11 protein-coding genes are annotated in these 12,381 nt (G+C 70.2%); 4 read left to right on the top strand and 7 right to left on the bottom strand.

Going from position 1 to position 12,381, the window contains the following annotated elements; all coding sequences use genetic code 11:
* Positions 1-165: 165 nt before the first annotated feature.
* A complete protein-coding gene (locus BLQ50_RS06545; RefSeq protein WP_217629117.1) occupies positions 166-2,757 on the bottom strand; it encodes a LamG-like jellyroll fold domain-containing protein in 2,592 nt (863 codons plus the stop codon).
* A 389-nt stretch (positions 2,758-3,146) separates the two neighbouring features.
* On the opposite strand from BLQ50_RS06545, the gene BLQ50_RS06540 reads away from it, so the two are divergent.
* From BLQ50_RS06540 to BLQ50_RS06525, 4 genes are all read left to right on the top strand, one after another.
* The gene (locus tag BLQ50_RS06540; protein ID WP_093182213.1) at positions 3,147-4,637 is read left to right on the top strand and encodes an MATE family efflux transporter; all 1,491 of its coding nucleotides are present in this window, start codon (positions 3,147-3,149) and stop codon (positions 4,635-4,637) included.
* 103 nt (positions 4,638-4,740) lie between these two features.
* Entirely contained in the window at positions 4,741-6,051 is a 1,311-nt protein-coding gene (locus tag BLQ50_RS06535) for a class I SAM-dependent methyltransferase (protein ID WP_093182210.1), read from the top strand.
* Positions 6,052-6,053: 2 nt separating this feature from the next.
* Positions 6,054-7,190, top strand: coding sequence for a glutamate--cysteine ligase (locus tag BLQ50_RS06530; protein WP_093182208.1), 1,137 nt, complete (start codon positions 6,054-6,056; stop codon positions 7,188-7,190).
* Between the two features lie 75 nt (positions 7,191-7,265).
* Entirely contained in the window at positions 7,266-7,598 is a 333-nt protein-coding gene (locus BLQ50_RS06525; RefSeq protein ID WP_093182206.1) for a PadR family transcriptional regulator, read from the top strand.
* Positions 7,599-7,900: 302 nt separating this feature from the next.
* Here the strand turns inward: BLQ50_RS06525 and BLQ50_RS06520 are convergent, their stop codons facing one another.
* The 6 genes from BLQ50_RS06520 to tsaE all read right to left on the bottom strand — a co-directional run bounded on the left by BLQ50_RS06520 (position 7,901) and on the right by tsaE (position 12,380).
* On the bottom strand, positions 7,901-8,476 hold the full coding sequence (locus BLQ50_RS06520) for a hypothetical protein (RefSeq protein WP_093182205.1): 576 nt from the start codon (positions 8,474-8,476) through the stop codon (positions 7,901-7,903).
* Between the two features lie 92 nt (positions 8,477-8,568).
* Complete coding sequence (gene tsaD / locus BLQ50_RS06515) at positions 8,569-9,612, bottom strand: tRNA (adenosine(37)-N6)-threonylcarbamoyltransferase complex transferase subunit TsaD (protein ID WP_093182203.1); 1,044 nt, start codon at positions 9,610-9,612, stop codon at positions 8,569-8,571.
* A 42-nt stretch (positions 9,613-9,654) separates the two neighbouring features.
* Positions 9,655-10,542 (bottom strand): sulfurtransferase, encoded by an 888-nt coding sequence (locus BLQ50_RS06510; RefSeq protein ID WP_093182201.1) that lies wholly within the window; start codon positions 10,540-10,542, stop codon positions 9,655-9,657.
* Positions 10,539-11,063, bottom strand: coding sequence for a ribosomal protein S18-alanine N-acetyltransferase (gene rimI / locus BLQ50_RS06505; RefSeq protein WP_093182199.1), 525 nt, complete (start codon positions 11,061-11,063; stop codon positions 10,539-10,541). The genes BLQ50_RS06510 and rimI overlap by 4 nt, the downstream gene beginning before the upstream one ends.
* Positions 11,064-11,086: 23 nt before the next feature.
* A complete protein-coding gene (gene tsaB, locus BLQ50_RS06500; RefSeq protein WP_093182198.1) occupies positions 11,087-11,797 on the bottom strand; it encodes a tRNA (adenosine(37)-N6)-threonylcarbamoyltransferase complex dimerization subunit type 1 TsaB in 711 nt (236 codons plus the stop codon).
* A gap of 4 nt (positions 11,798-11,801) precedes the next feature.
* Positions 11,802-12,380, bottom strand: coding sequence for a tRNA (adenosine(37)-N6)-threonylcarbamoyltransferase complex ATPase subunit type 1 TsaE (gene tsaE, locus BLQ50_RS06495; protein ID WP_093182196.1), 579 nt, complete (start codon positions 12,378-12,380; stop codon positions 11,802-11,804).
* Between the last annotated feature and the right edge of the window lies 1 nt (position 12,381).

Raw genomic sequence — 12,381 nt, 5'->3', positions numbered from 1 at the left:
GGTGGCCACGTCCTGGCCGGACCGCCGTCGCGGGGGTCGGTCACGATCAGGTGTGTCGCCATGCACAAATCTATGCCCGCGTTAGCACTCGGTCAAGGCGAGTGCCAATATGCGGTGGCGGCACCGTCGATCGCGTGATGGCTCCCCCTTCCCCCTGGGCACCGATCACAGTTCCATGCGGGCCGTCCGGCGCTTGATCACGAGCAGGACGATGCCTAGAGCGAGCACTGCTGCAGCGAGGCAGGCCAGGTCGACCGCACCCGCCCCGGTGATCGCCAGGCTTCCGTCACCTCCGGGAACCGTCCCGGCCTGACCGCCGCCATCACTCGGGTGTCCCGAACCCGGCTGGGTGGGATCGCTCGACGACCCACCCGGCGCAGGCGTACCGGCGTCGGGCACCTGTGTGCCCGGCGTACCCGGATCCGGCGTCTCCGGATCCGGTGTCGAGGTCTCAGCGACCCGCAGCACACCGGCAACCGGGGCCGACTGGCGCGTCCCGAACGACTGCGTCGCCGTGTAGTGGTGCTCTCCCGGCAGGATGGCCACGGCGCGGGCAGCAGCCGATGACGTCTCGAGCTCGATCGACCACCGTCCGTCGGAGGAGACCTGTGCCTGGCCAGCCAGAGCGCCGCTCAGCGTCACCTCGGCGCGCGGTGTGCCAGTCCCGTGCAGCACGGCCTGCTGCCCCGCCACCACCTCGGTCTCGGACGCGAGTGCCGTGAACCCGGTGAGGGAGGGACGAGCGGTGAGCCACTGCTCGGGTCCGGTCGGGTGATCGATGACCCGGGTCTCCCCGATGCAGCCGGCCCAGCCGTTGCCCACCCGGTCGTCGAACCAGTCCGCGCCGAAGATCCACGGCATGGCGCCGTTGACGCTCTGGCCGAAGGTGTCCGTCGCATTGCGCAGGACCGGCGCCCCGTCGATGTACATGGTGGTGCGCGAGGTCTGGGGATCGTTGACGAGTGCTACGTGGATCCAGCGGTCAGGCATGATCTCGCCCGACCACGAGGTCCGGTCGCCCTTGGTGGTGTCCACAGGGACTTCGGTCCACTGGAGCTCCTTGAGGTTCGAGAGGCCGAGCGCGGCGGGAGACGCTGTGTAGTCCCAGCGCATCCACGGCATCCCCGGCATCGTGGATCGGTTCCCCGACCGCACGATCGCCTTCATCCACCCGTTCGCGTCTGCGCTCCAGCCCGGGTCGACCTTGAGGAACGTCTCGATCGTGTAGCCCTTGTCGAGGTTGACGTCGTTGATCGCCGCGTCCGCGTCGGTCGACAGGTAGCTCAGGCGACCGGTGCGCTTGTCCGAGTTGGCGAAGCAGACCGCACCGCCGTCGGAGGAATACGGGTTCGTGTCCGCTGAGACGGTCACGTCCGCGGCCTGGGCCGTGGCCGAACCGGACTCGGCGATGCCCACCCGGTGCAGGTCGGCGCCCCCGGCGACGTCCTCGAAGACCTGCCCCTCGGCCACGACCCCCTCGGCGCCCCCGAACCGCCAGTGTGCAAGCGTCCCATCGACGGGCACGTAGTCCTCGCTGGAGCCGGGAAACTCTAGCGAGGCGGAGTCCGGTGCCTCAAACCCGTCGAGCAGAATCTCTCTGGCCTTCGCGGTGAGCGAAGGCTGGTCCGCGGGGCCTGCGGCGAAGTTGGGGGCGAATCCGCGGAACCGCTCGGCGAAGACGATCGGCATCGTGAAACGCTGCTGCTCACCCTCCAGGAGCACCTGGTCATAGGAGGTGAGCATGTCACGCGGCTTGCTCGCGACCCATGGGGAACCGGTCTCGAGGGAAATCGTGTTCGCCCCGAGGTCGAACTCCAGCAGACCGAGGTAGCCGTTCCCGCCCTCGTAGGCCATCTGGTAGTCCATGAGGACCTCGGTCACCGGATTGCCGAAGTCGTTGGTCTTCGTCAGCTGGGTCGCGCCGTGGAAGTGGCCGTTGAAGGTGAGGAAGATCTGGTCGTTGCTGCGGATCAACTTCTCCCAGAGGCGCAGACCGTTGGGGTCCTCCTTCGGCGAGGTGCCGTCGGGCTCGATGTTGAGCAAGGAGTGGGTCGTCAGGATCGTCGGAAGTGTGGGGTGCGCCGCGAGCACGTCCTGAGCCCAGGCGAGCGACTCGTCCGAGGCACGCCAGCTGAGGGCGAGCACGAGGAACTCCTGCCCTGCGGCCTCGAAGATGTGGAACTGGTTGAAGCCGGTATCGTCACTTCCGCCATAGGTCGACTGCTTCGCGGCCCGTTCGGTGCCGAACCACTGGACGAACGGCTCGTCCGCGAGGGTGTAGTCGGTGTCGAACCAGTCGTCGGAGGAGTTCAGGACGTCGTGGTTGCCGGCGAGGATCGAGTAGGGCATCCCCGCATCGTCGAGCGTCGCCATCGCACGGTCGGCGGCGCGCCATTCCTTTTCTGTCCCGACCTGGTCGACGATGTCGCCGAGGTGGGCGACGAAGGGGATGTTCAGCTCCTCACGGTGGTCCACGAGCCATGCGGTCTGCGTGGCGAACGGGTCACTTCCGTACCGCGGCAGGAACTGGTCCTCGGAGTAGCGCGAGTAGAACTGGGTGTCCGGAAGCACGGCGAGGGTGAAGCGAGAGCCGAGCGCAGCGTCCGCCGGTGCAGTCACGTCATTGGTCAGGATGGCTGCGACAGCCGGAGCGGGTGCCAGGGCGAGCACTCCGACGGTCGCTGCGGCGCCGAGCATCGCCGTGAGCCGCTGTGCCGCCGTCCTGCGTCCGGGCGGCCCGTGGTGGGTCTGGGTCACGATCATCCAATCAAAGAGAACGCCACCGGGGTGTCCGATAGCGTTTTCACATTCTTGCGAGACGACGTGAACGCACGACGGCGCCGACCTCACCGAAAGGTGAACACCGCGCGGCCCCGGCGTGGCGACGTCGCCGGGCAAGCACCGAACCTCGTGAGCGCGAACGAGGTGCCCTCCAGGCTCTTCTCCTCCCTCCACCAGCCCGCGCCATGACGCAAAGATGGCCGCCTCTTTCCCTTTGAGATTCCACCCTCGAATCGATTCGACAATCGCCTCGACCTGGGCCTACGCTCGAATCCTCAGACGACCACCTGCTTCAGCCCCACACAGCGCAGCGGACACGGCCGGATAGATCCCCCACCCCTGCTCGCGGAAGCTCGCTCTCCCCCATGGCCAAGATCCTCACAACCGGCAAACCAGCGAAAATCATCCTGCTCTTCACGCTGCCGCTCCTCATCGGCAACGTGTTCCAGCAGCTCTATGGCTTCGCTGACGCCTTCGTCGTGGGTCGCCTGATCGGCATCGACGCCCTCGCCGCGGTCGGCTCAACCGGCGGCCTGTCCTTCCTGCTGCTTGGCTTCGCCTGGGGTATGACCGCCGGCTTCGCGATCCCCACCGCTCAGGCCTTCGGCGCCAACGACCACGCCGGCGTGCGCCGCTCCGTCGCGGCAGGTGCGCTGATCACCGGCGCCTTCGCCGTCATTCTCACCGCGATCGCCGTGCCGATCGCCCGGCCCCTCCTCGAGCTCATGCGGACCCCACCCGAGATCATCGACGACGCGACCGTGTTCATCGTCGTGACGTTCTGGGGCATCGGGGCGACGATGTTCTTCAACTTCCTCGCCAGCACCATCCGCGCACTCGGCGACAGCCGCACCCCGCTGATCTTCCTGGCGATCTCCTGCGTGCTCAACGTCGCCCTGGTGTTCCTGTTCATCGGATCCTTCGGCATGGGTGTTGGCGGCGCCGCGCTGGCGACCATCTCCTCTCAGCTCGTGTCGGTCGTCGCGTGCCTGTGGCTGATCCGCAAGAAGATGCCCATCCTGCACCTGACGCGCGCCGACTGGCGGGTGACCAAGTCGGACCTGCTGATCCAGCTCCGGCTTGGCCTGCCGATGGGCTTCCAGTCCTCGATCATCGCGATCGGCACGCTCGTGCTGCAGTACGCCCTCAACGGCCTGGGCGCCGAGTCGGTCGCCGCGTACACCGCCGCCCAGAAGGTCGATACCCTCGCCATCGCGCCGCTGGCCTCCTTCGGCCTCGCCATCGCGACCTTCACCGCGCAGAACTACGGCGCCCGCGCCTATCGGCGCATCCGCCAGGGCGTCTGGGTGACCTGCGCCATGTCCGTCGCATTCAGCCTGTTCATCGCGGGCGTCAACATCGTCTTCGGGCCGTCGATGGTCCGTCTGTTCGTCGGTAACCACGAGGTGCATGTCGTCGAGCTGGCGCACACCTACCTCGTGCTCAACGGCATCTTCTACATCTCGCTCGGCCTGCTCTTCGCACTGCGCGGCACCCTCCAGGGCCTCGGGAAGACATTTGTCCCGACCCTCGCCGGGGTGATGGAGCTGGTCACCCGGGTTGCCGCTGCGCTGCTCCTGGCCAAGCACTTCGGCTTCGTCGGCGTGGCGCTGGCGGCACCGCTGGCGTGGATCGCGGCGCTGGTCCCGGTGTGGATCTCCTGGGCCAAGCAACGACGTTGGCTCCTCGAGGAGGAACGCTTCCACGCCCTGGACGCCGAGCGCACGCAGGTCGACCTGCACGCTCCCGAGCCGGTCGTGGCGGTCGGTCTCGCCCCCGAGCAGACCGACCCGCTTGTCGTCGCCGAGCTGGACGCCCAACGCGTCCCCGCCGAAGCGACCCACCCCCACCGCTGAGTGCCCCCGAACGGCTGCTCAAACCGGACATCAGGCAGCCGTTTAACCGCACTCAGCGGGTGGGGGTGGGTTTCGGGGGGACGCGACGTGAAAGGATCGCTTCATGGATCCCGCTGCGCTCGCCAAGCTCCTCGACCAGGACGCCTGGGCGCTCCTCAACGCACTTCCTCCCTATGAGGAGAAGCTCGCGATGGTGCTCTCCGAGCGGCTGCGCGCCAAGGGCTTCGACCCCGACGTCGTCGCCCTCGTCCTCACCCAGTCCCGGCTGCGCGCCAAGGCCGAGCCCAAGTTCGGTCCCTTCGCCGACGGCATGCTCTTCACCCCGGCCGGCCTCGAGCAGGCCACCCGGCTCGTCGTCGCGGCCCGCCACGCCCAGCGCTACCTCGCCGCAGGGATCGACCGGGTGGCCGACCTCACCTGCGGGATCGGCGCCGACTCGATGGCCTTCGCCGGCGTCGGCCTACGGGTCCTCGCGACCGACATCGACGAGGCGACCGCCGCGGTCGCGACCGTCAACCTGCGCGCCTTCCCCGAGGCGGTCGTGCGCCACGCCGACGGCCTGAGCCTCGACTTCGAGGCCGAGGGCTACACCTCGGGCAGCGGCGGGATCTACGCCGACCCGGCCCGTCGCACGAGTTCCGGCAAGCGGATCTTCGACCCCAAGGCCTACGCCCCGGCCCTCGACGAGGTATGGGCGCTACGCAGCCGCGTGCCTGCCGTCGGCATCAAGGTCGGCCCTGGCATCCCGCACGAGGGGCTACCCAGCGACTGCGAGGCGCAGTGGGTGTCGGTCGACGGCGACGTCGTCGAGGCCGGCCTGTGGTTCGGGCCGCTCGCCCCCGACGGTCACGGCCGCACCGCCCTGCTGCTGCGCACCCACGACGGCCAGACAGCCGGGCGCACGTTCCGCAGCGACGGCGTCGACTCCTTGCCCGGAGCCACCGGCCCGGAGTCGGTCTCCGACACCACCGGCCTGGGCGGGTACCTCTACGAGCCCGACGGCGCGGTGATCCGCGCAGGCCTCGTCGCCGACGCGGCCCGCGCCCTGGGTGGACGCCTGCTCGACCCGACGATCGCCTACATCACGAGCGACCTCGGGCCGGAAGCCGCTGATGGCGGAACGCCGGATATTTCGCTCGCAACCGGCTACCGGATCCTGGACACCATGCCGTTTGGGCTCAAGCGGCTGCGCAGCTACCTCCGCGAGCGCGACGTCGGCCGCCTGACGATCAAGAAGCGCGGGACCGCGGTCACGCCTGAGCAGCTGCGCGGCCAGCTCGGCCTCAAGGGCTCGGCCGAGGCGACTATCGTGCTGACCAGGGTCGCCGGTGCGCAGCACGTGCTGATCGTCGACCCGCTCGACCGTCCCGCGACCGACCGCCCGACGCCGCCGCCCGCAGCGGAGATGGAGTGACCATGCACCTGCCCTTCGCCCGCTCGGAGCGGTCGACCGTCGGCATCGAGTGGGAGCTTGCCCTCGTCGACAAGGACTCCGGCGACCTGCGCCAGGTCGCCCAGACCGTGCTCGACGCCGTCGCGCCCGCCGACGGGTCCCAGCACCCCAACATCCGCCAGGAGCTGCTGCTCAACACCGTCGAGGTGGTCTCCGGGGTGTCCCGGACCGTGCGCCAGGCGGGCGACGACCTCGAGCGCAGCATCGAAGAGATCCGGACCCTCACCGACCCCCTGCGGGTCGAGCTCATGAGCGCCGGCACGCACCCCTTCGCCCGGTGGGCCCAGCAGAAGGTCACCGACAAGGAGCGGTACGCCACGCTCATCGACCGCACCCAGTGGTGGGGCCGGCAGATGCTCATCTACGGCGTGCACGTGCACGTGGGCATCGAGGACCGGGACAAGGTGCTGCCCATCTCGCGGGCGATGCTCACCTACTTCGGCTTCTTCCAGTCCCTGTCCGCCTCGAGCCCGTTCTGGGGCGGCAAGGACACCGGCTACGCCTCCAACCGGGCGCTCATGTTCCAGCAGCTGCCCACCGCGGGGCTCGGCTTCCAGTTCGAGGAGTGGTCCCAGCTCGAGGCCTACGTCGCGGACATGATGCACACGGGCGTGATCGACCAGTTCGACGAGGTCCGCTGGGACCTGCGCCCCTCCCCCCGGTTCGGCACCCTGGAGACCCGCATCTGCGACGGTGCCTCCAACATCACCGAGGTGCTCGCGCTGGCCGCACTCAACCACTGCCTCGTGGAGCACCTGTCGACCATGCTCGACGAGGGCAAGGAGCTGCCGACCATCCCGCCGTGGTTCGCCCAGGAGAACAAGTGGCGCTCGGCGCGCTACGGCATGGACGCGATCCTCATCCTCGACAAGCGCGGCCACGAGGAGCTAGTCACCGACGCGGTCTCCCGCCTGCTCGTCGAGCTCGAGCCGGTCGCCGTCCGTCTGGGCTGCCTCGACGAGCTCGACGGCATCCGCACGATCATGCGGCGTGGGGCCGGCTACCAGCGCCAGCGCGCGGTCGCCCGGCGCAACGGCGGCGAGCTCGACGTCGTCGTCTCGGCCCTCGTGGCCGAGATGCGCGCCGGCAAGCCGCTCTAGCCAGGCACCCCTCTGGACGAGAGTTTCCGCGCTCCACTAGCTGGCAATGCCCGCTAGTGGGTATAGGTTACGACCGTGAGTATCCATCGCGACCCCCAGCTCCTCAAGGGCATCCTCCCCACGCTCGTCCTTGCCCTGCTCCGCACCGAGGAGTCCTACGGCTACGAGCTCGTCACCCGGCTCCAGGCCGGCGGCCTCACCGACGTCGCGACCGGCACCGTCTACCCGATCCTCACCCGTCTCGAGCGCGAAGGTGCCATCACCTCGCGACTCGTCGCCTCGTCGTCTGGCCCCGCGCGCAAGTACTACGCGCCCACGCTCCACGGCGCCGTGCGCCTTGCGCAGGGGCTCGCAGCCTGGAACGAGCTCAGCGAGATCGTCAACATCCTTACCCCCGGAGAGATCTGATGACATCCGCTCCCACCCGGACCGCAGCAGGGCGATCTATGCCGAGCTCCGCGCGGACCTCGGCGCCGCGGCAACCGCTCAGGGCCGCAAGCTCCCGCAGTGGTGGGTAGGCGGACTGGCCGCCGGGTTCCTGGCGGCGCTCACGACGTTCATGCTTCTCGCCTACACCCTCGGCCTGCTCGACGCCGTCGGCAGCACCGCGGGCGCGGCGACGACCGCGCAGGGCTCGCCCTGTACTTCACGGTGTTCTTCCTCGCGGCCCGCGGCTGGCGCCTCTGGACCCACCGCAGACCAGCACGACGCTAGCTCCAGGTCCAGCTCAGCAGGATCGTCTCGATGGTTGCCTCGAGTGCGGTGGTCTCCTGTGGTTTGCGCAGGAACCCGACGACGTAGAGCCAGCCGTCGTGCTCGAAGTACCTGTCGGAGAGCTCAGTCCCACCTATCTTGACGTCACGACGCACCACCTCTGCGAAGCCGGCCCGCATCTCGACCGACGTGCCCACGACCTCTACGCCGTCATGGGGCTCGATCGCAGCTACGAGCTCCCGGGGCGTCCCGAGATCTGCGGTCTGCCCTAGGCACACGACGAGGAAGGCCGAGCTGGAGTCGTCCAGGATCACCGTCGCGAGCGAGGTGGTGCCGTCGGAGGCCGTCGTGGGAGGCGACATCGGCGGTCGTGGAGCCTGGACCGTGAACCCTGGGCAGGTCCCCATGCCCGTCGTGTCGACGGTCAGCGTCTCGGCGAGCGGTACCAGCTCCGCCGGCGGGTCGACCGTGACGACCTCGAGCTCGGGCTCGCCGGCTGTCCACACCCGCACGCCCATGCCGATCCCACCGCAGACGACCAGCATCGCGATGACCAGCAGAACCCGCTTCACAACCGCGCCGTCTCGCCCATACCCCGCCTATCGGCACCCCGCGCCCGCTCCTTGATGTAAGGCCCCGCCGCTGATGGGGTGGGTGGGGTGGGTCAGACCGTGATGGTGGTCAGGGGCATCGAGGAGTCGACGGGGATGTCGAGGCTCGACGGCGCCACGCCGGCGCGGACGACCGCGGACCCCAGTGCCGCGATCATGGCGCCGTTGTCGGTGCAGAAGCGGATCGGCGGGATCCGCAGGGTGATCCCGGCCTCCGCGCAGCGCGCCGCGGCAAGCTCGCGCAGCTGAGAGTTCGCGGAGAACCCGCCGCCGACGACAAGCGTGCTCACGTCGTTGCGCTTGCACGCGGCGATCGTCTTGGCGGTCAACACGTCGGCGACCGCGAAGGCGAAGGACGCCGCGACGTCGGCCGCGGGGATCGGCTTCCCGGCGTCGGCATGCGCCTCGACCCAGCGGGCCACGGCCGTCTTGAGGCCGGAGAAGGAGAAGTCGTACATGTGCTTGGCCTGGTCCTTGGAGGCGGTCAGGCCGCGCGGGAACCGGATGGCCAGCGGGTCACCCTCTCGCGCGAGGCAGTCCACGTGCGGCCCGCCCGGGTAGGGCAGGCCGAGCAGGCGCCCGACCTTGTCGAAGGCCTCCCCCGCGGCGTCGTCGAGGGTCGAGCCGAGCTCGTCGACCTTGGTCGCGATGTCGTCGACGAGCAGCAGCGAGGAGTGCCCGCCCGAGACCACGAGGGCCATGAACCGCTCGGGGAACTCCCCGTGCACCAGCTGGTCGACGGCGGCGTGCCCGACGACGTGGTTCACCCCGTAGAGCGGCTTGCCCAGGGCCACCGCGAGCGCCTTGGCGGCCGAGGCCCCCACGGTCAGGGGACCGACCAGCCCGGGACCTGCGGTCACGGCGATCGCGTCGACCTCGGCCAGGGTGACGCCGGCGCCGGCGATCGCCCGCTCGATCGTGGGCACCATGGCCTCGAGGTGCGCGCGCGAGGCGACCTCGGGGATGATCCCGCCGAACCGTGCGTGCTCGTCGACCGAGCTCGCGACCGCGTCGATGAGCAGGTCGTTGCCGCGCACGAGGGCAACGCCCGTCTCGTCGCAGGAGCTCTCGATGCCAAGGATGAGGGGCGCAGACATGCTCCCAACTTTACCGGTCCCGCCGAGCGGTCAGGTCAGTGCTCAGGCCCCGGTCGCGACCGGGCGGCCCGGGTCGTTCGACCACTGCGACCATGACCCGGGGTAGAGCGCCGCGTCGATCCCCAGGCTCGCCAGCACCGCGACCTCGTGCGACGCCGTCACGCCGGACCCGCAGTACACCCCGATCCGCGTCCCCGAGGCGGGATCCGCATCGCCAGCGCGCACGCCGACGTCGGCGAAGCGCGTGAAGAGCTCGTGGGCGGGCAGCAGCCGTCCGTCCGCGCCAAGGGACTCACCGGTCGGTGCCGATCGGGCCCCGGGGATATGTCCCCCGCGTGGATCGACCGGCTCGATCTCACCGCGGAACCGCTCCCCGGCACGGGCGTCGAGCAGCACCCCCTCGGTCGCGAGCGCAGCCGCGCCGTCGGCGTCCAGGACCGGGAGGTCTCCCCCGGTGAGGACCACCTGGCTCTCGGCCACGACCACGTCGCCGGACTCGAGCGAGCCCCCGCGGTCAGTCCAGGCGCCGAGGCCGCCGTCGAGGATGCGGACGTCGGAGAGCCCGGCCCAGCGCAGCAGCCACCAGGCGCGCGCCGCAGAGAGCCCGTCGACGGCGTCGTACACGACGACGGGGACGCCGTCCCGCACGCCCCAGCTGCGGGCGGAGTCCTGCAGAGATTCGAGCGTCGGCAACGGGTGTCGGCCGACCGCGGGGCTCGCCGGCCCGGCCAGCTCGGTCTCCAGGTCGACGAACACCGCGCCGGGGACGTGCCCGGCCTGGTAGGCCTCGCGGCCGTCGCTGCGCCCCAGGGCCCACCGCACGTCGAGCAGAGTCACCGGCTTTCCGGTCTCCAGGATCCCGGCCAGCTCGGCCGGGCCCACGAACACCCGGGCTCGCCGGGAGTCGAGGTCCGCGTCGACGTCGTTCATGCAGTCTCCGCCACTGAATCCACAGCGGTGTCCACAGCCGTCAGGTCGAGCCGCATCGTGTACGCGTCGACGTCCTCGGGCTGGTAGTACCGCTTGCGCAGGCCGAGTCGGGCGAAGCCGTACTTCTCATACATGCCCAGAGCCGCAGCGTTGTTCACGGCCACCTCGAGCAGGATCGCGGAGGCGCCCAGCTCGCGGGAGCGGTCGATGAGCGCGCCGAGCATCTGCGAGCCGATCCCGCAATGCTGGGCGCGCGGGGCGACTCCGAGGGTCATGATCTGGGTGATCTCACCGTCGAACCACAGCCCCGCGTAGCCCACGATGTCGCCCGGGCCGGGGCGGTCGTCGCGGATCTCCTCCGCGGCGATGTACCAGCGCCCCAGGCCGCCGAGCTCCTCGGCGAGCATGCCGTAGGTCCAGGCGCTCGGCCCGAACATCTCCACCTCGAGCTCGACGACGCGCGGCAGGTCCGCGGCGCGCAGCGGCCGCAACCTCGCACGCGTGCGGGGCGGGGTATTCATCTTCGCACTATCCATTGTCGCGCTCACCCTGTGGCTCGCTTCCTTGCGGGTGGTTCCTGCGCGTCGGGACGGCGCAGGTACAAGGGCTCGCTCGGCAGGTCCTCACCGGCGGCGACCCGGGCCAGCGCGAGCCGGGCCAGGTAGGCCGGGTCCGGCAGGCACGGCGCGTCGTCGGGGGTGTTCGCCTCGGCGAAGGCCTCCCCGTACAGCTCGGTCCCCTGCCCGACGACGATCGCGTCCTGCGCATGCCCGGCGGCCACCACGTCGCTCGCCAAGGCGACGGCGGGTCCCGCAGTTGTGTGCACGGCACGGGCGCCGAGCACCTCGACGTCGTCGACCGTGTACCGGGCGTAGTAGACCTCGCCGCGGCGGGCGTCCGTGGCTACGAGCACGTGCGCGCCGTGCGGGAGGTCCAGGACGTCAGCGGTCTCGGCGGCGATCGCGTCGAGGCTGGAGATCCCGAACACCGGGATGCCCAGGGCGTGCGCCATGGTCTGGGCCGTGACCAGCCCCACCCGCAGACCCGTGAAGGGGGCCGGGCCGGTGCCCACGACGATCGCCCGCAGGTCTGCAGGGGTCAGCCCGGCCTCGGCGAGGACCTCTTCGATCATCGGGGCCAGGAGCTCGGCATGGCGGCGTTGTTCCACCACCCGACGGGCCGCAAGCTGCGAGCCGAGATTGTCGAGCAGGGCGACGGCGACCGCCGCTGACGTATCGAGCGCTAGAACTGCCACAGCCTCAGCCTACTGACTTCTGTGGCGCGGTGGGCGGCAACGGTGGAGGTGAAGTCATGACTACACCCGGAATCGCCACGTCCGCCCACCGCTGCCCGAAGCCCTGCACCCGCACCCGGCGGACGCCCGCCTCGGCATCGGCCAGGATCGCCTCGAGGTCCGTACCGCCGCGGGGGCGTTCGACGGTGATCTCCAGGCGGTCCCGGGACAGGCGCTCGACGAGGCCCACCCCCCATTCCACGACCGTGACCGAGTCGTCCAGGCTCGCGTCCAGGTCGAGGGCGTCGACGTCCTCGAGGGAGGAGAGCCGGTACGCGTCGACGTGCACGAGGGCCGGCCCGTCCGCGAGGGAGGGGTGCACCCGGGCGATGACAAACGTCGGGGAGGCCACCTGGCCGCGCACGCCCAGCCCCTGGCCGATCCCCTGGGTCAGGGTGGTCTTGCCCGCCCCGAGGTCGCCCGTGAGCATGACGAGGTCACCGGCCCGCAGCAGCCCCGCGAGGGTGCGGCCGAAGTCCCGGGTCGTCTCGGCGTCGGGCAGGTTGATCGCGAAGACCGGGGTGCCGGTTGCGGGGCTGGTCATG

Origin of the sequence: Sanguibacter gelidistatuariae (genome assembly GCF_900096585.1) — a bacterium.
In the GTDB taxonomy this organism is placed as follows: domain Bacteria; phylum Actinomycetota; class Actinomycetes; order Actinomycetales; family Cellulomonadaceae; genus Sanguibacter; species Sanguibacter gelidistatuariae.
The sequence above is the reverse complement of the archived record's forward strand: the minus strand, read 5'-3'. Positions and strand labels throughout refer to the sequence as shown.

Coding starts and splice junctions, on each gene's coding strand:
- BLQ50_RS06510 (WP_093182201.1), bottom strand. CDS start 10,542: ATGAACGACGTCGACGCGGACCTCGACTCCCGGCGAGCCCGGGTGTTC.
- tsaE (WP_093182196.1), bottom strand. CDS start 12,380: ATGACCAGCCCCGCAACCGGCACCCCGGTCTTCGCGATCAACCTGCCC.
- rimI (WP_093182199.1), bottom strand. CDS start 11,063: ATGAATACCCCGCCCCGCACGCGTGCGAGGTTGCGGCCGCTGCGCGCC.
- BLQ50_RS06530 (WP_093182208.1), top strand. CDS start 6,054: ATGCACCTGCCCTTCGCCCGCTCGGAGCGGTCGACCGTCGGCATCGAG.
- BLQ50_RS06540 (WP_093182213.1), top strand. CDS start 3,147: ATGGCCAAGATCCTCACAACCGGCAAACCAGCGAAAATCATCCTGCTC.
- tsaD (WP_093182203.1), bottom strand. CDS start 9,612: ATGTCTGCGCCCCTCATCCTTGGCATCGAGAGCTCCTGCGACGAGACG.
- BLQ50_RS06535 (WP_093182210.1), top strand. CDS start 4,741: ATGGATCCCGCTGCGCTCGCCAAGCTCCTCGACCAGGACGCCTGGGCG.